25 protein-coding genes are annotated in these 24,077 nt (G+C 31.3%); 7 read left to right on the forward strand and 18 right to left on the reverse strand.

Going from position 1 to position 24,077, the window contains the following annotated elements:
* Positions 1 to 454 precede the first annotated feature (454 nt).
* From ACZ42F_RS03695 to ACZ42F_RS03705, 3 genes are all read left to right on the forward strand, one after another.
* A complete protein-coding gene (locus ACZ42F_RS03695) occupies positions 455 to 1,312 on the forward strand; it encodes a mechanosensitive ion channel family protein (RefSeq protein ID WP_464279795.1) in 858 nt (285 codons plus the stop codon).
* 65 nt (positions 1,313 to 1,377) lie between these two features.
* Positions 1,378 to 1,767, forward strand: a complete 390-nt coding sequence (locus ACZ42F_RS03700; RefSeq protein ID WP_464279796.1) for a cyclic nucleotide-binding domain-containing protein — start codon at positions 1,378 to 1,380, stop codon at positions 1,765 to 1,767.
* A gap of 14 nt (positions 1,768 to 1,781) precedes the next feature.
* Entirely contained in the window at positions 1,782 to 3,716 is a 1,935-nt protein-coding gene (locus tag ACZ42F_RS03705; RefSeq protein ID WP_464279797.1) for a tetratricopeptide repeat protein, read from the forward strand.
* A gap of 8 nt (positions 3,717 to 3,724) precedes the next feature.
* Here the strand turns inward: ACZ42F_RS03705 and ade are convergent, their stop codons facing one another.
* Positions 3,725 to 5,437 carry an adenine deaminase gene (gene ade / locus ACZ42F_RS03710; RefSeq protein ID WP_464279798.1) on the reverse strand — a complete coding sequence of 571 codons (1,713 nt, stop codon included), beginning with the start codon at positions 5,435 to 5,437 and terminating at the stop codon, positions 3,725 to 3,727.
* 28 nt (positions 5,438 to 5,465) lie between these two features.
* On the opposite strand from ade, the gene ACZ42F_RS03715 reads away from it, so the two are divergent.
* Complete coding sequence (locus ACZ42F_RS03715; protein ID WP_029969405.1) at positions 5,466 to 5,702, forward strand: hypothetical protein; 237 nt, start codon at positions 5,466 to 5,468, stop codon at positions 5,700 to 5,702.
* Here the strand turns inward: ACZ42F_RS03715 and ACZ42F_RS03720 are convergent.
* Both ACZ42F_RS03720 and ACZ42F_RS03725 read right to left on the reverse strand, forming a co-directional pair.
* Positions 5,699 to 6,565, reverse strand: a complete 867-nt coding sequence (locus ACZ42F_RS03720) for a lysophospholipid acyltransferase family protein (RefSeq protein ID WP_464279799.1) — start codon at positions 6,563 to 6,565, stop codon at positions 5,699 to 5,701. The genes ACZ42F_RS03715 and ACZ42F_RS03720 overlap by 4 nt on opposite strands.
* A complete protein-coding gene (locus ACZ42F_RS03725) occupies positions 6,553 to 7,176 on the reverse strand; it encodes a lysophospholipid acyltransferase family protein (protein ID WP_464279800.1) in 624 nt (207 codons plus the stop codon). The genes ACZ42F_RS03720 and ACZ42F_RS03725 overlap by 13 nt, the downstream gene beginning before the upstream one ends.
* A gap of 30 nt (positions 7,177 to 7,206) precedes the next feature.
* Between ACZ42F_RS03725 and yedF the strand changes: the two genes are divergently transcribed.
* Both yedF and ACZ42F_RS03735 read left to right on the forward strand, forming a co-directional pair.
* Positions 7,207 to 7,797 carry a sulfurtransferase-like selenium metabolism protein YedF gene (yedF, locus tag ACZ42F_RS03730; protein ID WP_029969399.1) on the forward strand — a complete coding sequence of 197 codons (591 nt, stop codon included), beginning with the start codon at positions 7,207 to 7,209 and terminating at the stop codon, positions 7,795 to 7,797.
* Positions 7,794 to 8,624 carry a menaquinone biosynthesis protein gene (locus tag ACZ42F_RS03735; protein WP_464279801.1) on the forward strand — a complete coding sequence of 277 codons (831 nt, stop codon included), beginning with the start codon at positions 7,794 to 7,796 and terminating at the stop codon, positions 8,622 to 8,624. Before yedF ends, ACZ42F_RS03735 begins: the two co-directional genes overlap by 4 nt.
* On the opposite strand, the gene ACZ42F_RS03740 is transcribed toward ACZ42F_RS03735, so the two are convergent.
* The 12 genes from ACZ42F_RS03740 to ACZ42F_RS03795 form a co-directional block, all read right to left on the reverse strand.
* Positions 8,621 to 9,274, reverse strand: coding sequence for a potassium channel family protein (locus ACZ42F_RS03740; RefSeq protein WP_029969395.1), 654 nt, complete (start codon positions 9,272 to 9,274; stop codon positions 8,621 to 8,623). The genes ACZ42F_RS03735 and ACZ42F_RS03740 overlap by 4 nt on opposite strands.
* A gap of 11 nt (positions 9,275 to 9,285) precedes the next feature.
* A complete protein-coding gene (locus ACZ42F_RS03745) occupies positions 9,286 to 10,575 on the reverse strand; it encodes a TrkH family potassium uptake protein (RefSeq protein ID WP_464279802.1) in 1,290 nt (429 codons plus the stop codon).
* Between the two features lie 201 nt (positions 10,576 to 10,776).
* Positions 10,777 to 11,040 (reverse strand): 30S ribosomal protein S20, encoded by a 264-nt coding sequence (gene rpsT, locus ACZ42F_RS03750; RefSeq protein WP_029969391.1) that lies wholly within the window; start codon positions 11,038 to 11,040, stop codon positions 10,777 to 10,779.
* A 74-nt stretch (positions 11,041 to 11,114) separates the two neighbouring features.
* Positions 11,115 to 13,088 (reverse strand): glycine--tRNA ligase subunit beta, encoded by a 1,974-nt coding sequence (glyS, locus tag ACZ42F_RS03755; protein ID WP_464280188.1) that lies wholly within the window; start codon positions 13,086 to 13,088, stop codon positions 11,115 to 11,117.
* 119 nt (positions 13,089 to 13,207) lie between these two features.
* Positions 13,208 to 14,077: a glycine--tRNA ligase subunit alpha gene (glyQ, locus tag ACZ42F_RS03760; protein ID WP_464279803.1), complete on the reverse strand. Its 870-nt coding sequence runs from the start codon at positions 14,075 to 14,077 to the stop codon at positions 13,208 to 13,210.
* 18 nt (positions 14,078 to 14,095) lie between these two features.
* Complete coding sequence (recO, locus tag ACZ42F_RS03765; RefSeq protein WP_464279804.1) at positions 14,096 to 14,806, reverse strand: DNA repair protein RecO; 711 nt, start codon at positions 14,804 to 14,806, stop codon at positions 14,096 to 14,098.
* 9 nt (positions 14,807 to 14,815) lie between these two features.
* Positions 14,816 to 15,676: a helix-turn-helix domain-containing protein gene (locus ACZ42F_RS03770; RefSeq protein ID WP_029969381.1), complete on the reverse strand. Its 861-nt coding sequence runs from the start codon at positions 15,674 to 15,676 to the stop codon at positions 14,816 to 14,818.
* Positions 15,677 to 15,693: 17 nt separating this feature from the next.
* Positions 15,694 to 16,287: a peptidylprolyl isomerase gene (locus ACZ42F_RS03775; protein WP_464279805.1), complete on the reverse strand. Its 594-nt coding sequence runs from the start codon at positions 16,285 to 16,287 to the stop codon at positions 15,694 to 15,696.
* Positions 16,221 to 16,625: a SurA N-terminal domain-containing protein gene (locus ACZ42F_RS03780; protein ID WP_464279806.1), complete on the reverse strand. Its 405-nt coding sequence runs from the start codon at positions 16,623 to 16,625 to the stop codon at positions 16,221 to 16,223. The genes ACZ42F_RS03775 and ACZ42F_RS03780 overlap by 67 nt, the downstream gene beginning before the upstream one ends.
* A gap of 3 nt (positions 16,626 to 16,628) precedes the next feature.
* Positions 16,629 to 17,522 (reverse strand): hypothetical protein, encoded by an 894-nt coding sequence (locus ACZ42F_RS03785; RefSeq protein ID WP_464279807.1) that lies wholly within the window; start codon positions 17,520 to 17,522, stop codon positions 16,629 to 16,631.
* Positions 17,516 to 20,821 carry a transcription-repair coupling factor gene (gene mfd / locus ACZ42F_RS03790; protein ID WP_464279808.1) on the reverse strand — a complete coding sequence of 1,102 codons (3,306 nt, stop codon included), beginning with the start codon at positions 20,819 to 20,821 and terminating at the stop codon, positions 17,516 to 17,518. The genes ACZ42F_RS03785 and mfd overlap by 7 nt, the downstream gene beginning before the upstream one ends.
* Before the next feature lie 71 nt (positions 20,822 to 20,892).
* Positions 20,893 to 21,369 carry a chemotaxis protein CheW gene (locus ACZ42F_RS03795; protein ID WP_029969373.1) on the reverse strand — a complete coding sequence of 159 codons (477 nt, stop codon included), beginning with the start codon at positions 21,367 to 21,369 and terminating at the stop codon, positions 20,893 to 20,895.
* A gap of 125 nt (positions 21,370 to 21,494) precedes the next feature.
* Between ACZ42F_RS03795 and ACZ42F_RS03800 the strand changes: the two genes are divergently transcribed.
* Positions 21,495 to 21,710 (forward strand): hypothetical protein, encoded by a 216-nt coding sequence (locus ACZ42F_RS03800; protein ID WP_029969371.1) that lies wholly within the window; start codon positions 21,495 to 21,497, stop codon positions 21,708 to 21,710.
* 81 nt (positions 21,711 to 21,791) lie between these two features.
* On the opposite strand, the gene ACZ42F_RS03805 is transcribed toward ACZ42F_RS03800, so the two are convergent.
* The 3 genes from ACZ42F_RS03805 to murA form a co-directional block, all read right to left on the reverse strand.
* Complete coding sequence (locus ACZ42F_RS03805) at positions 21,792 to 22,037, reverse strand: RNA recognition motif domain-containing protein (protein ID WP_464279809.1); 246 nt, start codon at positions 22,035 to 22,037, stop codon at positions 21,792 to 21,794.
* Between the two features lie 241 nt (positions 22,038 to 22,278).
* Positions 22,279 to 22,524, reverse strand: coding sequence for an RNA recognition motif domain-containing protein (locus ACZ42F_RS03810; protein WP_464279810.1), 246 nt, complete (start codon positions 22,522 to 22,524; stop codon positions 22,279 to 22,281).
* 141 nt (positions 22,525 to 22,665) lie between these two features.
* Positions 22,666 to 23,919: a UDP-N-acetylglucosamine 1-carboxyvinyltransferase gene (murA, locus tag ACZ42F_RS03815; protein WP_029969697.1), complete on the reverse strand. Its 1,254-nt coding sequence runs from the start codon at positions 23,917 to 23,919 to the stop codon at positions 22,666 to 22,668.
* Positions 23,920 to 24,077 lie beyond the last annotated feature (158 nt).

The following is a 24,077-nucleotide window of genomic DNA, read 5'->3' on the forward strand; positions in this document are numbered from 1 at the left end:
ATATTTAAAATATTCAAACTGTTAAGAACAATTGTTTAACTAAAATATAAATAAATTTATACAATATCTTTAAATAATTTTTATTTTTTAGAAGATTTAATTCCTTAAATAATACCTCGCAAACATCCCTCAAGCAATTGCCTTATATTTCAAGAGGTTATTTTGATATAAATTTTTGTCTCATAATGTAAATTATGTAAACTTTAATAAAAATAAGCTGCCAAAGAAAGGAATTTTATCTGAAAAGGTAAACTTGTCTTGACGCTTAGTTTTCTTTGAGTTTAAAGACAAATCTCAGGATGAAGGAATTTTTAAAAGGTATAAATATTTCTTTTTCTAAATCAGGTGAACTTTTAATTTTAAGTTTCCTTATTTATCTGGTTCTAAGCCTGATTTGGAGACTTATTTTTAGATCTCGCCAACAAGGCAATACCTTTTCCTTTTAAAATGGCTTTTGTTTCTTCTTGTTTTTAACCTTATTTTAGGAATAAATAATCTAAAGGCCATTTTTCAAAATAAAGTTGCCCTTACCCTTAATCTCATTTCTTTATGGATGCTTTTAAAACATTTTCTAAAAGGATTTTATCAAAATTATTACTTACCTAAAATAAAAAATAAAAATATCAACTTTATATATTTTGACTTAATAATTATATCTACTTTTATTATATTTTTTATAATTTTTTTACGTGAAGTACTCAATATAAATCTATCTTCTATCTTAACTTCTTCTGCTATTATCACTGGTGTTGTTGGACTATCCATGCAAGATACTATTGGCAGTTTAATTTCTGGGCTTTTAATTCAAATAGAAAAACCATTTAGTATTGGTGAATGGATTAAAGTAAATAATTTAGAAGGTAGGGTTGTAGAGATAAACTGGAGATATACTAAGATACAAACTATAAACTTTGATTATATTTTCATTCCCAACAATAGTATCTCTAGAGATACTCTAATAAACTATAGTAGACCTATCTCTAGAATATATAGATATATAGATGTGGGAATAAATTTTTCTATTTCACCTGTCAGGATAAAAAACACAATTTTAGAAATCTTAACACAAATCCCGGAAATAGCTAAAAATCCCCTGCCCAGAGTGCTTTTAATAGATTATGATAATTTTAGAATGATCTATAGAATAGGTTATTATATAGATCGTTTTGAAAAACATCGGCAGGTTCAAGATAAAATTCTTTCTTCTCTCTGGTATGCTTTTAAACAAAAAAATATTTCTTTTCCCCTACCTAAACAAAACCTTATTTTTGATAGAAAAAAGAAAAAACTTATCCTATTGATTCTAAAATAATAAATATTCTTACTTCCTCTACCCTATTTAACAATTTTTCCAGCCAGGAAATAGAAAATTTACTTTTGCTTTCTGATCAAAGAACTTATCCACAGAATACTTTTATTTTTCAACAAGGAGATAGAAGCACTGAACTTTATTTTATTCTTAAAGGAAAAGTAGAAATAAAAACTGATAAAAAGCAAACTATTGCTGTTTTAGGGCAAGGGGATTTTTTTGGAGAAATGGCCTTACTAACTGAAGAGCCCAGAAGTGCTGATGTTTTGGCTGTAGAAGATACTCTCTGCCTGGTAATTGATAAAGAATGCTTTTCTACTTTATTAGCACACAATTTTAATTTTGTTCAAAACATAAAAAAGGTCTTTGAAGAGAGAAAAATTGATTTAGAAAAATACAAGCCAAAACATCAAGCTAAAGATACTTTATGGACTATTTTTAGCAAGATATTTAAATAAAAGGAGATTTCTGAGTGAAACAAAAAATATTTTTGTTTTTAATTATTTTCTCTATTACTAGTAATATGGTCTTGGCTTCAACTGTAAAAACAAAAAAGTCTGATTTTTCTGTCTGGCTTTATGAAGTTGGAGCTTATGATTTATTTTTGGATTCTTTAGATAATAAAGATTTAAACAACGAAAATTATTTCATATATTATTTAAACTCCTTATTTAAGGTAAAAGAATATGAAAAAATAAAAGAAGAAATTGCAACCAATCAAAATATTATTGAACAATTTTCACCTGAAAATAAAGCCTATATATATTTAGTTCTGGCTAGGGTTTTAAGAACGCAAAATAATTATTTAGATTCCATTAACGCCTATCTTAAGTTAATAAAAATTCTTCCTTTAAAAGAAGCTATAAAAATATTATCAACAGAAAAAAATTTAGAAGTATTATTTGAAGTAGTATTGCTAGATACTTTATGGAAATCAAATTTAGATAAGGATAAAGAAAAAGATTTTTTTCATCTTCTTGAGTTTGGATTGAAAATATGGCCTAAAAATTATCTGTTTAAAAAATTGCAAGAAGCTAGTACTAATAATAAAGCTTACGCTACTCAAGATATAAGTAAAAATGATGAATTAATGGTCATAAACTATATTTTAGCAAATTACTTAGGCTTTAATGACCTAGAAAATCATTTTTTAAATAGCATAGAGAATAATAAATTAAGAACTTTTTTAAGGGAAAGTTTTAATCCAGAAGAAACAAAGCAGGTATCTACGAATTTATTGAGAAATATTTTTTCCCAGGATTTAAATACCTTTAATACTAAAAAACTAGATTATTTTGATAATGAAAATTTAAATATATTTATTAAAGAACTTAAAACTAAAAATTTAACTGAAGGACTGGAATTTATAAAAAAACAATTGGAATCTTTCTTTTTAAATGAAAAAATTAAGGTTAATCTCTATGAAATATATTTTTGTTATCTTATTTTTAATTCAAGATTTAATGAAGCAGCTCAAATATATACAACTTACTTTAAAGATAAAAACAACTTAAAACTTGACAGTATAGCGTTTAAACTAGGTTTAATTAGCGATTTAAAATTAACCAATTATAATAAATATTCTCCTTATTTTATTATTTATTTGTTAAAGATAATGAACTACCCTTTTTCCAATTTAACCTATCCCTGGGCAGAACAATTTTTACCCTTTGAACCTATTGGTTTTTATAAACAATTAGCAGCAAAAAAATCTCTTGATTTTTCCACCAGTTATCATTTTTCCTTTCTTTTTCCCAAAAGTTATTTGGGGCAAAAATCTTTTTTGTTCTTAGCCAAAAAGGTGCATTCTGAAAAAAATAATTCACTTGCCTGGAAATATTTACAACAAATCGATCCTGATAAACTGGACTGGAATTCAAAAGTGGAGTTATTAAAAGCCAAAGCAGGTTTACTCATGGAGCTTAATCAAACTGAAGAAGCCTTAAGTACCTATTTAAAACTTTTATCCTTTGCTCCAAATCAGCTTTCAGTGGAAAAAAAATTAAAACTTGGATTACTGGCCCAAAGACTAAACAAGCTTTCTTTAGCAGAAAATATTTTTATAAATCTTTTGGCCCAAAAAGAATCTCTTACTACTTCCTTGCAAGCTGAAACCCTGTTTTGGTTGGCAGAAACTTATCAAATGCAGGGTTTGGAACAGGAAGCTTTAAAGAAATATCTGGAGCTAGCTTATAGTTACCCAAAAGAAAATATTTGGGCAGTTACAGCTCTTTATCGAGCTGGGCAATTGTGTGAAAAGAATAAAAACTATTCTCTGGCTAAAACTCTTTATTCTCTAGTGCTAAAAAAGGCAGAGCGTAAGAGTCAAAAAGAAGCAGCTAAGGAACGACTCAAATTTTTAGAAGATAGGATAAGTTCCTCAGCCAATACCCTGTTTCTTTTTTAATTGCCTGCTTATGAGTTAAAAAGAGAAGTAAAAGAAAACTTTTCTCCGTCAAAAAGTCCTCTATCTGTTATTTTTAGTTTAGGAATAACAGGCAGGGCTAAAAAAGAAAGATACATAAAAGCTAAGCTACCTAACCTACTTATCTTTTTTACTTCAGCATCTATTTCTTTTAATTTCTTTACTACCTCTTCTGCTCTATCTAAACTCATAAGGCCAGCTAAAGGTAAGGCTAGATAGGCACAAACTTTTTGATTGACTACTACCGCCAGTCCCCCTCCCTGCTCTCTTAAAAAATTAGTAGCAACAACCATATCTTTATCATCTACCCCAGCTACAATTAAATTGTGAGAGTCATGGGCAACAGTGCTGGCTAAACTTCCCTTTTCCAGTTGCAATCCTTGCACAAAACCCAGACCAATATTTCCTGTGTTTTTGTGTCTTTCTATGACTGCTATCTTTACTATATCTCTAGTTATATCAGAAACCACCCTATCATCAATTATTGTAGGTAATACCTCCTTACTATTGGTAATTATTTGATTGGGTATAATTTCAATTATTCTTATTTTATCTCCTTTTTGGGGAATATGAAAATCTTTTTCTGTTATTGGAGAAAAGTTTAATTTTTTAATCGGAAAATCTATTTTTTTATCGAATTTATGTTTATCTAGAGATTTTCCTTTTAAAAATACCTTTTCTATTTCTAATTCCTGTAAGTCATTTACTACCACCAGGTTGGCTTTATAACCAGGCGCAATTGCTCCATATTTATTCAGCTTAAAATAACTGGCAGGATTTATGGTAACAAGTTTGATAGCTTTAACTGGATCTATTCCCAGTTGAATGCATTTTTTTAAGTTATAATTTAAATGTCCATGATAATATAATTCATCTGCATGTCTATCGTCAGTAACTAAAGAGATGCGTTCAGAATTAGTTTTTATAAGAGGTATTAAGCTTTCCAGGTTTTTTTCTGAACTTCCTTCTCGGATAAAAATGTGCATTCCTTTACCTAATTTTTCTTTAGCTTCCTCCAATAAGCTACACTCATGATCGCTTTTAGCCCCAGCCAAGATATAAGCATTTAATAATTTTCCAGAGAGTAAGGGAGCATGTCCATCAACCGCTAAATGTCTTTTTTGAGCTAGTTCAATTTTTTTTAACAACTCCAAATCTCCTAAGTAAGCTCCTGGATAATTCATTACCTCGGCTAAGCCTAAAAAACGGTGCGCATGGTGAGAAAACAAGTAGTCTATATCTTCAGAGGTAAGTACTGCGCCAGAAGTTTCAAAATTACTGGCTGGAACGCAAGAAGGGGCCATAAAAAATATATCTACAGGCAAATCTTCTGTCAGTTGTAAAAAGAGTTCAATCCCTTTTCTGCCCAGGACATTGGCTATTTCATGTGGATCGCACACCACACAACAGGTTCCCCACCTGGCCACCACTTTTGCAAACTCTGCAGGATTTAAAAAAGTTGATTCTATATGGATATGACTTTCCAGAAAGCCAGGAAGTAAGTATCTTCCTTCTAAATTTAGGACCTCTTTGGCTTTATAGCCTTTTCCTAAGCCAACGATAGTATCCTTATAGATAACTACATCTTCTAAGTAAATTTCTTCTGTAAAAACATTGACTATTTTAGCCTTACTTAAAATAAGATCAGCTTCCCTTTCTCCTCTTGCCACCTCTAAAAATTTACCATATTCTTTTAACTGCATAACTTACTCCCCTTTAAGGAGGATTTAAATGAAATATATTATTTTTGAAGATTTTTCTGGAAAACCTACTCCTATTATTTTCCCGGAAAAAATTAATTACCTCGAGTTAAGAGAACAAATACCCTATAGCAAAGTTCTTTCTGCTGGTAAAATACTTTTTAAAGAGGGTAAATTTGTTTGCTTTGATAAAGCCAAGGAACTGGGGGTTGCTGCTCAAGCTGAAGATGCCCAATTAATAGCCTCTTTGTTTTCAGAAGAAAGCTAGGGTCTGGTTTTCCATCTTCGATGGAGCCAGTACCACTGTTCTGGAAAGGAATATACCTTTTTCTCCACTGCTTGAGTATAAAAAGAGGCAATATCTTTTACTTTATCTTTTAAAGTTCCTTGAAGATTTTGAGTATCCAGAGGATTTTCTAAGTAAAACTCAAATCCTTCTCTATTTCTAACTAAAAAAGTAGGCCAGACCAAAGCTCTGGTTCGCAAAGCAATTAAAGCAGGTCCCATATTTACTGCAGCAATTTCATTTAAGAAAGGTAAAAAAATTGCTTCTTTTCTTAAACAATTGTGATCTACTAAAAAAGCAGCAAGCCCTCCTCTTTTCAATTGAGGAAAGATTTTATGAGTTACCAATCTATGTCCTACAATTTCAATATTTTTACTTTCTCTTAACTCGCCAATTAGATTAGCTAAAAATTTATTTTTGGGAAACTTTACCACTATTTGAGATTTTTTTTCTGGTAAATAATATCTGAGCACCTTTAACAATAGTTCCCAGGATCCTAAATGACCTGTTACTACTACTGCAGGACGCTTTGATTTACTTATTTTTTCTAAGTTTTCCTCATTTTTGATTTTTACTTTTTCTTTTATAAATCTATAATCTACATTTTCTAGCATTAAGGATTCAAAATAGGAGATTCCCGTATGGATAAAACTTTTTTTAGCTATACTTAAGGCTTTATTATAGTTAAAATTTAAATGCTTAATAATGGATTCTATAGCGTATTTTCTTCTTGAAGAAAGTAAGTTCCAGAGCAAAATTCCTATTTTTTCCCCATAAATTTGATAAGAGTCCGTACTTATTTTTTTAGCTATGTATTTTATAAAATTTACACTTAGGTTTTCCATATCTTATTTTCCATGTATTCTTCTAACTCTTTTTTATAATTTGAAATATCTTTATCAGACAAAGAACTTATCCAAAAGGGTTTTCCATATTTCACAATACAAGAACTAAAAGGAAGTGGCAATTCAAATTTATCCCAGGAATTAAAAGTATATTTTAAAGAACACCTTGTTCTTACAGGTATTATGGGTAATTTTAATTTATAAGCTAAATAAAATATTCCTTCTTTTATCTTATGTCTAGGACCTCTCGGTCCATCTACAGTCAAGACTATATCATTGGGATTTTTTTTAAACTCCTTTAGTAAAGACACTAAAGCTTTTACTCCAGTTTTACTACTGGAGCCTCGAGCTAATAAAAAACCAAATTTTTTCAACACCCTGGCAATAAGCTCTCCATCTCTACTTGGACTGGCCAGGGCAATGATATTTTGTTTCTGATGGAGATAGATAAGGGGGAAAATTTCCCCATGCCAAATGGAAAATAATACTTTTTGCCCTTGTTTTTTTAGGGAAAGGTAATTATCATACTCTACTCGTTGATAGCGAAGGCTCTTCCCCCAGACTTTGACCAGAGGGGGTAAAAGGGAAGTTATTAGGTCTAGTTTATTCATATTATTATCTCATAAAAACAGGAGTAAGTTATGGAGATAAAAACCATTGAATGTCAAGGCTTACCTTGTCCTAAACCAGTGCTTAAAGTAAAAGAGTTTTTGAATCAAAGCCAGGAAAAGGAATTTATAGTAATAGTGGACAATAAAGCAGCTCAGGAAAACGTTTCTCGTTTTTTAGCCCAGCAAGGATATGAAGTAATTGATACAACTGTTCAGGATAATGAAATTAAATTAAGAGTAAAACAAGCAAAAGAAAGCAAGAATGTTTTAGATGTATCCCAAAATACAGATAATACTTTGATTTTTATAACCAAGAATAGATTGGGAGAAGGTAGTGAAGAATTGGGAAAGGGACTGATAAAAAATTTTATCTCCACTTTAAAGGAAATGAGCAATCTATGGCGTATAGTTATGGTAAATAGTGGAGTAAAATTAGCTACAAAAGATAGTCCAGTTCTTTCTCAACTAAAGGAATTAGAAGAAAAAGGAGTTTCAATTTTAGTTTGTGGAACATGTTTAAACTATTATAACTTATTGGAAGAAAAAGAAGTTGGTGATACCACTAATATGTTAGATATTATCACTAGTTTAGAAATAGCAGATAAGGTTATTACTATATGAATACTATTAATATTGGCCAGATATCTTATCTTAATGTCTGGCCTTTTTTTTATTTTTTAAAAAAAGAAAATCATCCTTATCATATTAATTTTATAGAAGATCATCCAGCTAAATTAAATGATCTACTCTTAAAACAAGAGATAGATCTGGCTCCAGCCTCTTCTTTTGAATACTTATTACACAGTGAAGAGTATTTTTTACTTCCGGACTTAAGTATCAGCGCCCTGGAAAAAGTTAAAAGCGTACTTTTTTGTTCTCCTGTGCCTTTGGATAATTTGTCAGAATACTTAAATAAAAATCAAAAAACAGTATTGTTAACTTCAGCTTCTGCTAGTTCCATAAATTTATTAAAAATTTTATGGAATTTTTATTGGCAATTACCAGAAGTAGATTTTAGATTTAAAGAACCTGGGAAAGATTGGCAAGGAGATTGTCCTTTTTTAGAAATAGGAGATCTGGCTTTTGAATTGTACTTACACTCTCCTAAAAATTTATTTATCTATGACTTGGCCCAGGAATGGCACTCTTTTACTGGCTTGCCTTTTATTTTTGCCCTCTGGATAGTGAGTAAAAGGGCTTTAGAAAAATTAGAAACCATTCTTGACTTAAAGGAAAAGCTTATCTCTTATAAACAAAAAATAAAAAAGAATTATTTAGAGTTAAGTAAAAAAATAAATTCTAGATTTTCTACTCAAGAAATAGCTAATTATTGGCAGACTATGGATTACGATTTAACTGCTGAGCATAAAGCAAGTATTTTACTTTATGCTCACTATCTTTGGAAATTAAATTTAATACCAGGGATACCTGGTTTAAAATTTATTTAGGGTTTCAATTTTTCAAAATTTTCTTCTTTTCCTACAATAGCTAAAACATCTCCCTTTTTAAGCTTTTGATCAGCTCTAGGGACAAAGGTATATTCTTTTCCACCTTTATGTTTTATAGCAATAACCTGTAGGCCATACTGATTGGTTAAATCCAAATCTCTAAGAGTTTTTCCTTCCCAGTTTTCAATAACTATTTCCTTAAGTAAAATAGCCTTGCCCATGGGTAAGTAGTCAATCAGCCCGGGTACTACTAGACTTCTAGCCAGTTGCTCTGCAGCAAAGCGTTCAGGGAAAATGACATGGTCTACCCCTATTTTTAGTAATAACTTTTCATGGTCATCACTAATGGCTTTACACCAGATATCAGGCGCTCCCAATTCTTTTAAGTATAAAGCGATTAAAATACTTGCTTCCATAGAATGACCAACACTAATAATAACATGATTGAGTTCAGCAAATCCAAGTTGAGCAAGAGCGTCTTTATCTGTTGCATCAGCCTCATAAACTTGAGTTAATACATCTTGAGCACGTTTGATACGTTCTGGTCGATTGTCCAGACCTACGACATTATGCCCCAGTCCTACCAGGGCTTTGGCTAAATAAAAACCAAACTTTCCCAATCCAATAACACCTATTTCAAACTTGGCCACTTATTTTCCTCCTAACCTATGAGTAAACTATTTTCTGGCCATTTAAACCTCTCCTGGGTTTGCCAGCTTTGCAAAAGAGTTAAAAACAAAATAGGACCTAACCTACCTATAAACATAAGTAAAATGATTATACTTTTTCCAAAAGGAGTTAAATTAGGCGTAAGTCCGGTGGAGAGTCCTACAGTACCAAAAGCTGAAACCACTTCAAAGAGAATTTCTATAAACCTTCCCTTACTTAAGTGATGGGGCATATCTCCCCCTTCAGTGGCAAGTAAAATAGCAGTAGCTAAAAAAACAATAGATAAAGCAAAAATAATTAAGGTTAAAGCCTTATTTAAACTTTTTTCTTCCAGGGCGTATTTGCCAATTACACATTGTTTTCTGCCAATAAGATTAGACCAACCAAAAGCAATTAAAGTACGAAAAGTCGTGGTTTTAATACCCCCAGCACAAGATCCAGGAGAACCACCAATAAACATAAGAAAAATCATAATAAATAAAGATAAATTGGTCATTTTACTGATATCAACGCTATTAAATCCAGCGGTTCTACACGTAATGGATTGAAAAATAGAGCTAATTATTCCTTTCGTAAAATCAAAATTAGAGTCTGAGTGGGCAAAGAACTCAGCTATAAAAATTAGAATTGAACCAACTACTATTAACCAAAATGTTGTTTCTAAGACTGTATTAGTATGCCAGCTTAGCTTATCTTTTTTTAAATTTACTTTTTTTATTCTCTTTTCGTATAGTTCTAAAATTACAGCAAAACCCAATCCACCCAAAATAATTAAAATCATAAACACTAAATTTATAGGTATATTGGAACTATATTCCATCAAACTAGAAGAAAATAAAGAAAATCCAGCATTACAAAAAGCAGAAATTGAATGAAATAAGGCAGAAAAAGGAGTAAACTTTGTAGGTTCTAAAAGATACAAAATAAAAGCCCCACTAAATTCAATAGCTAAAGTAAAATTTAACATTTTTATTAAAAAAGAGCCTAAGTGGAAAGTGGGATCGTGTAAGAGAGACTGTCCTACAGCAATTCTATCAGTAATAGAAATTTTTTTTCTCCAGAGATAAAATACCAAACTGGTATAACTCATAATACCTAAACCGCCAAGCTGGATAAGTACCAGAATAATACTTTGACCAATGGGAGAAAAAAAAGACCCTGTATCCACTACAATTAGACCTGTTACACAGGTAGCAGAGGTAGCTGTAAATAAAGCATCCAGCCAGGATATGGATGTACCCTTTAGGCTAAAGGGCTGATGAAGTAAGACTGTACCCAGCAAAATGGTTAAGGCAAAGAAGTAAACAGGTAAGGCAAAGGGAGAAAAAACTTTTTTTTCATCTTTAATTTCAATATTTTTAGATGGGCTGGTTTAATCTTCTGTTGCTAATTCTTAACCTTTTCTACAGTTAAAAGCAAATAAAAAAGCCTATCCTTATTTTGCTTAAGGATAGGCTTAAAAACAATTTATTAAAATTTGAGCTTAGCCCAAGCTATTCACTAATTTGCGTAGCTTAGAAACCTTGCGAGCAGCATTCTTCCAATGAAGAACCCCTTTTTTGGCAGCTTTATCAATTACAGAAGTTGCAGTGCGTAAGATCTGCTCTGCCTGCTCTTTGTTATTTTCAGCAACAACTAAGCGAACTTCTTTTATAACATTTTTTACCCTAGTCTTCACAGCCTTGTTTCTAGCTCTTCTTTTAAGACTCTGTCTGTGCCTCTTGATTGCAGACTTGTGATTAGCCAAGTTTACACCCTCCTTAAATTTTCTCTAGTTTTATTAAATTTTTATTAACCTTTTTTGCTGGCTTAACCAATAAATTATACCTGCAGGGCTGCAAAATCAGCCACAACCCTCAGCCTATTAGTAAGATATTGCAAAAGGGTCAAGCGATTTTTTCGTAGATTTTCGTCTTCTACCATTACCATAACCTTATCAAAAAAACTATCAATAAAAGGTTTAATTTCTAACAATAAACCAAAGATATACTTATAATTTTCCTTACTTAAAGCCTCGTCTAAGTCAGTCCCTATGGTTTTGATTTTGGAAAATAGTTCTTTTTCCTCTTTTTCCTGTAAAAATTCTTCTTTTATTTCAGAGAAGAATTCATCTGTACCTGCCTGTTTTTGAATGATGTTGGCCACTCTTTTAAAGGTAAGCACTGCTGGTTCAAAATATTCTTCCTGGGAAAATTCTTTTAAGGCCTCAAGTCGTAAAAAAGCATTATAAATATCATCAAAACCAGCACCTAAGGTAGCTTCTACTATTCTGGTGGCATAGCCCTTATCCTGCCAGAAATATTTTAACCTTTGCCCTAGAAATTCTTCCAAGGAAGCAAAAAGTTCTTTTTGGGAAACTTTGAACTTTATGCCTTGCTCCTGATATTGTCTATAGACTTCTTCCATTAACTCTGTAAGAGAAATCCTTAACTGAAAATGTAAAATCAACTGGATTATTCCCAGAGCTGCCCTTCTAAGTCCATAGGGGTCAGAGGCACCTGTAGGTATAATCTTTAATCCAAAACATCCTACCAAATTATCCATTTTGTCTATAAGGCTTAAAAGGGCTCCGCCTTTACTTGAAGGTAGTCCTTTTTGTCCTTTGGGTAGGTAATGTTCATAAATGGATGTTGCTACAAATTCCTTTTCTCCTTTTTTACGAGCATATATACCTCCCATAATGCCTTCTAATTCAGGAAACTCCCCTACCATTTCTGAAACCAAATCACATTTGCATAAAAGGGCTGCTCTTTTCAAATCTTCTTTATTTTCAGGGATAAGCTTTTCTCCTATCCAGCTAGCTAACCTTTCCAATCTTTTAACTTTATCTCCCATATACCCCAATGGTTCTAAGAAGGTAACTTTATTTAATTTTTCTAGCCAAATAGAAAAAGAACTCTTTAAATCTACCTGCCAAAAAAACTTGGCATCTTCTAATCTGGCTTTGAGAACCCTTTCCCAGCCCTTTTGTACTATGGATAGATTTTTAGGTTCCAGGTTTATTACTGTCAAAAAATAAGGTAATAATTTCCCTTTTTTATCTTTTACTCCAAAGCTTTTTTGATGGGTTTCCATACTGGTTAATAGTACTTCTTCAGGTAAGTCCAAAAACTTATCTTCAAATTTTCCCAAGACAGGTTTGGGATATTCAGTTAAAAAACTCACCTCTTCCAGTAAGCTATCTTTCCAGACAATAGAGCCACCTACCTGAGCAGCCAATTTGTTGGCTTGCTCTTGGATAATTTTAACTCGTTCCTGAGCATCAAAAATTACTTTTCCCTGTTGTTGTAAGATTTCTTTAAATTTTCTGGAGCTTTCCACTGTAAAAGGTCCACTGCCCATTACCCTGTGTCCAAAAGTAAGGTTACTACTTTGTAAATCTGCTAACTCAAAAGAAATTATTTCCTTTTCTAATAGGGCCAACAACCAGCGAATAGGACGGCCAAAGGCAAAACTGTCTGCCCAGCGCATTTTTTTAGGAAAAGAAAGGGAAGAGATAATTTGAGGACAGATCTGGCTTAAAATTTGAGAGGTCTTTTCTCCCCCTGTTTCTTTTTTTACAGCAATATATTTCCCTCTGGGCGTATCCACTTCATACAAATCTTCAGGTCTAACTCCTTGAGATTTTGCAAAACCTTCTCCAGCCTTGGTTAGTCCTCCTTCTGTGGTTTTGGCAATTTTTAGAGGAGGACCAATAATTTCCACCACTTCCTTGTCTTGAACAAGGGCTAAATCCTCAATTTCTACAATTATACGTCTGGGAGAAGCATAAGACTGTACAGAAGAGAAATTTATCTTTTTTCTTTTAAATTTTTATTAAACAAATCTATTATTTCCTGCTGTAATGAATTTAAAAAACGAGCAGGCATTTCTTCTATTCCAATTTCTAAAATAAAATGAGCCATTATAACCTCCTACTTATTTAACAAAGGATAACCCAAATCTTCTCTTTGTTTGGCATATAATCTAGCTATTTTAGAAGCCAGTTTTCTTACTCTAGCAATAAAGGTAGTTCTTTCTGTAATAGAAATAGCTCCTCTGGCTTCTAATAGGTTAAACAAATGGGAACATTTTAAGCAATAATCATAAGCTGGCCAAAGTAAATTATTCTCACATAAATTTAAACACTCTTTTTCACAGGCATCAAAAAAACTAAAAAGCATATCTACATTACTATATTCAAAATTGTAGCGAGAATGTTCTATCTCTCCCTGTAAATGTACATCGCCATAAGTAACTTTATCATTCCATTTAAGCTCATATACTGATTCTTTTTCTTGTAAATACATAGATATTCTTTCCAGGCCATAGGTGATTTCCACACTAATGGGATCTAAATCTATTCCTCCTACCTGCTGAAAATAGGTAAACTGGGTTATTTCCATGCCGTCTAGCCATACTTCCCAGCCTAGCCCCCAGGCTCCTAAAGTGGGAGATTCCCAGTCATCTTCTACAAAACGAATGTCATGTTCGCTGGGATCTATTCCTAAAGCTTTGAGGCTGTTTAAATATAAATCTATCACATCTTTGGGAGAGGGTTTTAAAATAACCTGAAATTGATAATAATGCTGGAGTCTATTGGGATTTTCACCATAGCGACCATCAGTAGGCCTTCTAGAAGGCTCCACATAAGCTACTCTCCAGGGCTCTGGACCTATAACGCGTAAAAAAGTAGCTGGATTAAAAGTACCTGCTCCAACTTCCACATCATAGGGTTGTTGAATTAAACACCCTGTATCAGACCAGTATTTTTGTAAAGTCAAAATAACTTTCTGAAAATTCATACTAACTCTCCTACTAAGTTAAATTGCTAGTTGTAAATGATATTGGGAAAAATTATTTACTATTTCATAACAGGTATGTTTTAAATTTACATCTAAATTCCACTTTATCCAGTCTTTAGGAGTAGAAAAAGCTATAGTTTTAAGTGTTTTTAAGGTTGCAATGGGCACTCTAATAAAATTATCTTTTTTACAATACATACAAAAAAATCCACCATCTTTAAAAGAAAAAAAAGTCTCTTTTTCCCACATAATATTTCTTTTGCATTTAAGACAACTATCAAAGAGAGGCAAATAGCCAAGATTAAATATTAAACAAGTTTTGAAAAGTAAAGGAAAAAAACTTATATCTTCTGTTTCTTCAATAGAATATAAAAAATCTTTTAAAAACAGATATACTTGCTTAAACTCTTCTTGAGAAATTCTTATTTTTTCTAAAAAATTTAAACTATTAACAACAACCCCTATTTTTTTTTTATCTTGTTTAATTAAAGAAAAATTTTCTATTAAGCTAGCTTCTTGTAATATATAATACCCTTTTTTTTTGTTTTCTATTTTACCACAAAGTATATTTAAAATATCCAAGCAACCACAAAATCTACGTTTGCTTTTCAATCCTCCAAAAGCAAAGTATGTCTGCAAACCTTTATTAGGTGAAAATACTTTTAACCATAAATCATATTCTCTAAACTTTCCCTTTTTTAAAATAATAAAATTTTCTATATAATCCATAAAGTGGTGCTATTCAGCAGTAAATTTTAAAGTTTTAACTTGCCCTGCTTCTGCCTCTAAGGGATACTCTTTCCCATCCAAGATTAATTTTACTCCACCAGCATTACCTAATTTTACTTCTAAAAAGGAATTATAATTTAAAACTATCTTTTCACCTGGATATAAAAATACTTCTCTGTTTTCATCATCCACTTTTGCCAATACCCAGCATTTGTCTGTAGAAATTATCTCTAAAGAATGTTTGGGAGAAATAAGAGAACTATTATTATCTTCTAATTTAGGAAGTACAATAGAAGAATTAACTGAAGTATTATTTTTATTTTGAGCTATAATATTTTTTTCTTCTTTTTCATTATTATCTTTATTATCTTCCCTTTTTAATTCTTGTATGGAATTATTTTTGCTAACAATATTACTTCCTTTAACTACATTAGTGTTTTGACTCAAAGTTTCTTGTTGTGATAAAGATGATTGTTCTATTTCTTTATCTGAACTATTCTTTATCAAACTTTTTATTCCCAATACTAAAATGAATAATAAAATTAAAACAATAATTGCTATTAGCCAAAAATTTTTACGTTCCTGTTTTACTGTAGTGGGCAGACTATCAATATCTTCTATTTTATTATTTAGTTCATAAATAGAGGCATACTCCTCACCTATTTTTTTCCAATCTAGGCCTAAAAATCTGGCATAGGACTGGATAAAGCTTTTTGTATATACAGGGTGAGGTAAAATATTTTCATTTCCTTCTTCTATAGCCTTTAAAATATAAATACTTACTTTAATATTATCATGGATATCCTTTAAGTCCAAATTTTTACTTTGTCTTGCTTCTTGTAGTATTTGACCTATTTCTTTTAAAGTCATATCCCCAAGCCTTCCTGTTAAAGGTTTACTTCTATTACAGCCTTTTTCCTAAGGTCATTTATAAAAGAAGAATATATTTCTTCAAATTTCTTTTCATATATTTTTTCTCTAATCTCTGCTTTTACTTTTTCTAAACTTTTAGTACTTCCGCTTTTTTTACTTACTAACTGTAAAATAATCCACTTTTTATTAAAATAAAAAGGTCTACTTATTTCTCCCTCTTTTAAATTAACTACAAATTCTTTCCAGTCCTCGTTTAAGTTGCTCCAAGCTACTTCTCCCAGATCTCCTCCTTCAGTTATGTTTGGACCAACAGAATATTTTTGCACAGCTTCAAGAAAAGAGATTTGATTATTTAAAATCTTTTCATATACTTCTTTAGCCTCTTTTTCTGTAGCAGATACTAAAGCTCTTAAATGTACTGTTTCTTCTTCTTTATACTTATTTTTATGCTTATTATAGTAGTCTTCTATTTCTTTGTCAGTAACAACTACTTTTCTTTTAACCATAGCTCCCAAAACTCTATGTTTTAGCATATTAAATTCTACTTTTTTATAAAATTGCTCATAGGTAATACCTTCTTTTTTAAGTTCCTTTTTAAATTCTTCCATGGATAATCCACTTTTTTTCTCAACTCGTTAATATAATTTTCTACTTCTAGTTTAGAAATTTCTATTTCATACTTAGATGCAAATTTTTTTATTAAAATGTCGTTAATCATATCATTCAAAATTTTCTTCTTTAACTCATAAATAGCTATTTTATCTTTATCTGTTAGCTGCTTGCCTTTAAAATTTTCTAAAAAAGGCTTAATCCTATTATTTAAATCAAATAAAGTTATTATTTCTCCATCCACAGTTGCTACTATCCTATCAACTGTCTCCATAGCAAAAGAATAAGAAGAGAAAATTGTAAAGATTAACAGGCACAGAACAAACTGTTTTTTCATTATTTATTTCTCCTTTATTAATACAGAACTTATTTTAATATCAGATTCTTTCAACTTATCTATAAACCAATCTTGTAAAAAGTTATTTATTTTTTGTTGAATTATATTTCTTTCTATAATTGGGTAAGCCTCAATTGGCTTTAAATATCTTGGACTTTCTTTTTTCTCAATGAATAGTAAATAAAATCCCTTTTTATCGTTTTTTATATTACTAAAACTATCTTCTGAAGTAGGCTTAATCAGATCAAGCCAAAATTGAGGTATTTGGTTCAAAGGTAAATTATATTCTTTAACTATCACGCCTGGATAAACTTTTTTTACTTCTTCTATAGATATTTTTTTATTTTTAATATTTATTAACTTATCTTTATCTAAAGAATAAAAGGAAACAAATTTTACCATTTCTCCGATATAAAAATCTTCAATATTTTTTTTATAATATGCTTCTAGCTCTTTTATATCTATTTTTATTTTAGGTTTTACAATAATATTTATAAATTTATCAATAGTTAATTTCATTCTTAAAAAATCTCTCCAGCTATCTATATCAATGTATTCTTCTACTAATATTTTTTCAAATTCTCCTGGTGGATAATCAGATCTTATTTTTTCTTCTTCTTTTTTTACTTCTTCTTTTGTAACTAACATGTTTTTATTTTTTAATTCTTCTTTTACTAGCTCATAAAAAAATAAATTTAATAGCTCTTTTTTATACTCGTCTTTGATTTTATTTAAAGTTGAAAAGTTATCTGCATATTCTAAATGGGTAAAATCATACTTTTTTTCTAAATCCTCCAAATAAATCTTATTGCCATTTATAATAGCAACTACGCCTGGTTCAAAAGAAGAAGAACAGGAAACAATGAATATTAACAAAGTAAATACTATTTTTAGCATAATAGATATTTTTCTAACTCCTTTATTTTTTTAGAGAAAAACTCTAAGGATGTAATATCTTTATTTTTTAAAATTTTTACTTCTCCTGTAGGTAAAAATTGAAATTGACTATTTTTGTTTAACCATTCAATTATTTTACTTACATCAAAAGATAGGCTGTTTTCATCCCACTTGATCAAGCATTCTGTATTTTTGATATTTATCTTTTTTATCTTTAATTTTCTTGCAGTATTCTTTAGGTTTATAAGAGTGATAAAGTTAGAAAATTCTTCAGGAAAATCTCCAAATTTATCTTTGATTTCTGTTAACACATCATCTTTTACCATGTTATTGCTAACTAGTCGTTGATAATAATGTAACCTTTCTTTTTCATCTTCTATATAATTGTTAGGTATGTAAGCAGGTACATTTACTTCTATCTCTGGATCTACTTTCTCGGTTATCTTTTCTCCTTTTAGACGCTTTACTTCATCATTTAACATTTCTAAAAATAAATCCAATCCCACTTTGCCTATATTACCACTCTGGGCTTCTCCTAAAATATTACCTGCTCCTCTAAGGCGTAAATCCTCCATGGCCAAGTGGAATCCTGCTCCCAAATAATCTAAGGCCAGAATAACCTGCAATCTTTTTTTACTTTTAGCAGGCAGTACTTGTAAATTGGGAACTAAAAAATAGGCAAAAGCCTGTTTTTCTGACCGCCCTACTCTCCCTCTCAACTGGTAAAGCTGTCCTAATCCAAAAAGGTGAGCGTTGTCTACCACTAAGGTATTGGCATTGGGAAAGTCCAAACCAGACTCAATAATGGAAGTACAAACCAGGATATCCACGTCCTTTTGCCAAAATCTGTGCATTACTTCTTCCAGTTTTTTCTCTGACATTTGTCCATGGGCTATCTCTACCCTTGCTTGAGGAACCAACTTTTTTATTTCTTCAGCTACTCTACTAAGACCACGTACCCGGTTATAAACCCAGAAAATCTGGCCTTGTCTGGTAAGTTCAAATTCAAGAATATTTTTTAAGACTTTCTTATTGCGCTCTAAAAGTTGAGTTTTAACTGGTTTTCTTTCTGGTGGAGGAGTTTCAATTACGCTTAGCTCTCTAATTCCAGATAAAGAAAGTTGTAAGGTTCTAGGTATGGGAGTGGCAGTTAGAGTTAATACATCTATTTCTTTTTTTATCTGTTTTAATTTATCCTTATGCCGAACTCCAAAACGCTGCTCTTCATCTAAAATCAATAAAGACAATCTGGGGATTATCACATCCTTGGAAAGTAAACGATGCGTTCCAATAAGAATATCCACTTTGCCAACTTTTGTTTGTTCCAATATTTTTTTCTGTTTACTTGGCTTGACAAAGCGACTTAGCATCTCCACGGAAACCCCAAAGGGTTCCATTCTTTTTTTAAAATTTTGATAATGTTGCTCAGCTAAAACAGTAGTAGGACAAAGTAAACAAACTTGATATCCATTTTGAACGGCTCTAAAAGCTGCTCGCATGGCTACTTCTGTTTTCCCAAATCCCACATCTCCACAAACTAATCTATCCATAGGAGTATCTTTATCCATATCCTTTAAAACTTCTTCTATGGCTCTGGCTTGATCCGGGGTTTCTTCAAATCCAAAGCTAGCTTCAAATTCATAATAATCCGCATCTAAAGGAGCATATCTAAATTTTTTTATAACTTTTCTATAAGCATACATTTCAACCAGATCTTTTGCTATCTTGGCAACTTCCTTCTGCACTCTGTTTTTACTTTTTTGCCAGTTACTGCTACCCAGCTTATCTAAAGCAGGACTAGAGCCTTCTGGACCTTTATATTTTTGAATTAAATTTATCTTTTCAACAGGCAGATAAAGTTTATCTTCATTGGCATAAATAAGAAGTAAAAATTCTTTTATACGGTTATCTATTTTTAAAGTTTGTAATCCTTTAAAAAGACCTAACCCATAGTCTCTATGTACAATTAAATCATTTTCTTCTAACTTATCGTAATTTTTAAGGCCTTTAAAATTTTTAATTTTTACACTTTTGCTTGGCAGTAATATGTTTTCGCTTAAAATTAATAAATTATCCCAGGATAAAGCATACCCTGATTTTATATTAGATTTAACTACAAATATTCCTTTTTCATCCAAATTGTATTTATCTTTTATTTTTATTTGTTCTGAGCTAAAAATTTTTAAAAACTTTTTTATTGCAGATTCACTTTTAAAGGAAAATATAATTTGTCTATATTCATTAGACCACTGAAGAATTTTTTCCTTTAAGGCTTTTATAGGTCTGATTTTTTCTTCTGGTTTCCAAAAGATATCTTCATAAGTGGAAAATTTTTCTTCTCTTAATTTAAAGTCATATTTCTTTTCTGTATGAAGATAAGGAAAAAATAATTTATTTTCATTTGTTAAAACATTCTTTAATTCTGCAGATTGAAAAAAAATATAAATATATGGCAATTTTTTATTCTGACAAAAACTATTAACCTCTTCCTGTTTTTCTTTTAAATTAAAAGAAAAGGATTCTGATTGGGGGATAAATAAAATTTTGTTCTGAGAATAAGACAGAAGAGATTGAGAATTTTCAAAACATAACCCCCAAAAACCTTTTCCTTCTTCCAGGGAAGTTAATTCACCTGTTTTCTTTAAATGCACTAATTTAGAATTTGCTTGAGAAGAAAATCGGGCAAAGGGAATAATTTCAGCTGATGAAGAAAATTTTATGGAAGTTTGCATTAAGGGTTCAAAAAAGCGAATTTGTTCCACATTATCGCCAAATAATTCTATACGCAGCGGATAAACATAATTCTGACTATAAATATCCAGAATATCTCCCTTTAAGGCAAATTCTCCCTTAGCAGTTACTTGCTTTACTCTAGTATATCCTTTATCAATCAGCCATTGAAGAAAAAAATCTAAATCCAGTTCATCCCCCACTTGAATGTCAAAAATATAATTATTTAAAGACTCCAGAGGAGGAAATCTTAGTAAAAAAGTGGATAAAGGGATAAAAACAAGCTTGGGATAATTATTTAGTAAAAAATATAGACCTTTTATACATTCAGAGAAAAAATTTGTATCCTCTTTTTGAGTTAAAAAGCTAGGAAAACAAAAAATTTTTTCTTTGTCTAAAAATAATTGGCTTAATTCAAAATACTCACTATAATTATCTGTATCATCTATAATGAAAAAAACATCTTTCTTTTTTTTAAGGATAAATTCACTTGCTATTCTTATCTGGGATGCTTTACCTGTTGAAGCTATGATAGTGTCTTTTTTAGATAAAATTTCTTTTATATTCATAGAAAAAAATTATAAAATATTAAAGCCGCCCTTTAAAGAGCGGCTTTAATAAATATACTTTTATGGTTTTCTTATACCTGAGATAATTCTTCTTTTTCTTGCTTACTTAACAACTTATCTAAATCTAAAAGTATCAATAATCTATCGTTAAGTTTTCCCACACCTTTTATATATTCTGATTCTACTCCAGCTACAACAGGAGGAGGAGCTTCTACTGTATCTTTAGATATTCTCAAGACTTCAGATACTGAATCTACAATAAAACCTACTGTCATATCATTTATTTCAATTACAATTATTCTAGTGTGCTTATCCTTATCTTTTATAGGTAAATTAAACCTTTTGCGTAAATCAAGAACAGGAATAACTCTACCCCTTAAATTAATTACTCCTTCTACAAAATTAGGAGCATTGGGTACTTTGGTGATGGTTAACATCCTGATAATTTCCTGAACTTTCAAGATATCAATTCCAAATTCTTCTTCTCCTAAATGAAAAGTAACTAGCTGCAATATTTCTTTTTCTTGCTGCTGTTCTTTTGAACTCATTTTCATTCTCTCCTTGGCCTTTTAGACCTGTTAACTTTTTTCCTAATTTTTTAACCGAAAATAAAGAGTTGTCAAACCTTTCCTCCATCTGTATAAAGGAAGAAATTTGAAGGAGGAGATGCTAAATGGGTAGTTTTTTACCTGAAGAGCAAGAATTTACCCTGGAAGAACAAATCAAAGCCTTAGGAGATGAAGAACTTTTAGACTTTTGGGAAGAAACTCATTTTTTTAACAAAACTTTAGAAGGTGAAGAAGAGCGCTTACTTACAAAAGTAAACTATGAAGTTCTTATTCTAAAAGAATTGAAGATTAGAAGCTGCAAGCGTATTTTAGACAAATAGCTGCTAGCTGGCAAAAGCATAGAGAAATAAAAAAGCCCGCTAAAAAGCGGGCTTTTGATTTTTAGTAGGTTCTTATTTAGCCTAGTATTTCTTAGGACGAGCGTGGTTTACCTTTAAATTACGGCCACCCAGTTCTGTGCCGTCAAGCTTTAAAGCATCTTCTGCACCACTTTCCATTTCCACAAAACCAAAACCTCTGGATCTTCCGGTTTCTCTATCTGTAATAATCTTGACAGAAGAAACCTCTCCGTACTGAGAAAAAAGATCCATAAGTTCTTGCTCTGTGGTCCTCCAAGGTAAATTCCCAACATACAAATTAGCAGACATAAAACAAAACTCCAAAAAAACTAAAAAGTTAACCCGCCTTTCGCCGCAAACTCACCCACTGAGTTTAAAAAACCTCAACGAAAGGTAATTTTCTCCTTACACTTTTTAAAAATCCTGGCAAGCTTTTTTTTAGATTATTTTTAAGGTTAGATATTACAAAAATGTCTAATTTCATAGAAATGAAAAAAATAAAAAACCCGCTAGAAAGCGGGTTTTTTTATCGTCCAGTTTTAATTATTTTCTAATATTTTTTAGGACGGGCGTGATTTACTTTTAAACCTCGACCTTCCAGTTCTGTACCGTCAAGCTTTAAAGCATCTTCTGCACCACTTTCCATTTCCACAAAACCAAAACCTCTAGATCTTCCAGTTTCTCTATCTGTAATAATTTTTACAGAAGATACTTCTCCGTACTGAGAAAAAAGATTCATAAGTTCTTGCTCTGTGGTTCCCCAAGGTAAATTTCCTACATACAAATTCGTAAACATAAAAACTCCAAAAAATAAAATGTTAATACCTTCCGTTGGGAACTCACCTACTGAATTCTAAAAAACATCAACGAAAGCAGATTTATTTACTTACATTTTTTATTTATCCTGGCAAGTTATTTTTTCATTTTTTTTAAAAAATTATTCTTTAATTCGTTTTATTTTTGCACCTACCTGATTTAATTTAACTTCCATATTTTCATATCCCCGATCTAAATGGTAAACTCGCCTTACTTCTGTTTTTCCCTTTGCTGCTAAACCTGCCAGTACCAAAGAAGCGCTAGCCCTAAGGTCTGAAGCCATTACTGGAGCTCCTTTTAGGGCTTTTACCCCTCTAATAAAAGCTGTATCCTTGCTTAATCTGATATCTGCTCCCAGGCGTACCAACTCCAAAACATGCATAAATCTATTTTCAAAAATAGTTTCTTTAATAGTACCAGCACCCTGGGCCAAACACATCAAGGCCATGATTTGAGCCTGCATGTCTGTAGGAAAGCCAGGATAAGGGGCAGTAATGACATCCACGCTTTTAATTTCTTGAAAAGGTTTCACCTTTACTTTGTCCTGGTCTAAAATTTCAAATCCTACTCCCATATCTGTTAATTTACTCATTACTGCATCTAAGCTGTGAATAGGACATTGATTTAAGATTAATTCTCCTTGAGTAATGGCTGCAGCTACCATATAGGTGCCAGCTTCTATGCGATCAGACATTATTTTATATTCTTTGGCCTTTAAATTTTTAACGCCTCTAACCTTAATAATACTTGTTCCATGCCCTTTAATATCAGCTCCGCAATGAATCAAAAAATTAGCCAGATCTACTACCTCTGGCTCTCTGGCTGCATTTTCTAAAATAGTTTCACCTTCTGCTAAAACAGCAGCCATGAGTAAATTTTCAGTTCCTCCTACTGTGGGAAAATCAAAGTAAATATGGGCGCCTTGCAATTTTTTACATCTTCCCAGGATATAACCTTCTTCCAGGGTAAAAGAAGCTCCCATTTTTTCTAAGCCTTTTAAGTGTAAATCCACTGGTCTGGCTCCAATGGCACATCCTCCAGGCAAAGCCACCTTTGCCTCGCCTAAGACAGCTAAAAGAGGACCCAAACACAAAATAGAGGCTCGCATGGTGCGCACCAGATCATAAGGAGCTTCAGGCTTTAAGGCGTGAGGAGTTATTCTTATACTTTTTTCCTTTTTTTCTACTTCACATCCCAGATGTTCAAGGAGATTTAGAGTGGTCCTAATATCTCTTAATTGAGGTACATTAAAAAAAGTACACCCCTTTTCCACCATTAATGAAGCCATTAAAATGGGTAAAGCCGCATTTTTAGCACCACTTATGGTGATTTCACCTTTTAAAGGATATCCGCCTTCTATTACCAGTTTGTCCATAATTTCTACCTCAAAAATGAATATTTCTCTTGACTTTGAGGAGCTATATAGGGCATTTAGAGTTTATGCAATCAAGAAATTTTCCCTTTCTTTTTTCCTTTTACTACTTTTTTTATTTTTGTGTAAAGTTAGGGTCTGGTGGCTAATACCACCTTAAG

The sequence above is a fragment of the Desulfonauticus autotrophicus genome, from assembly GCF_055381725.1.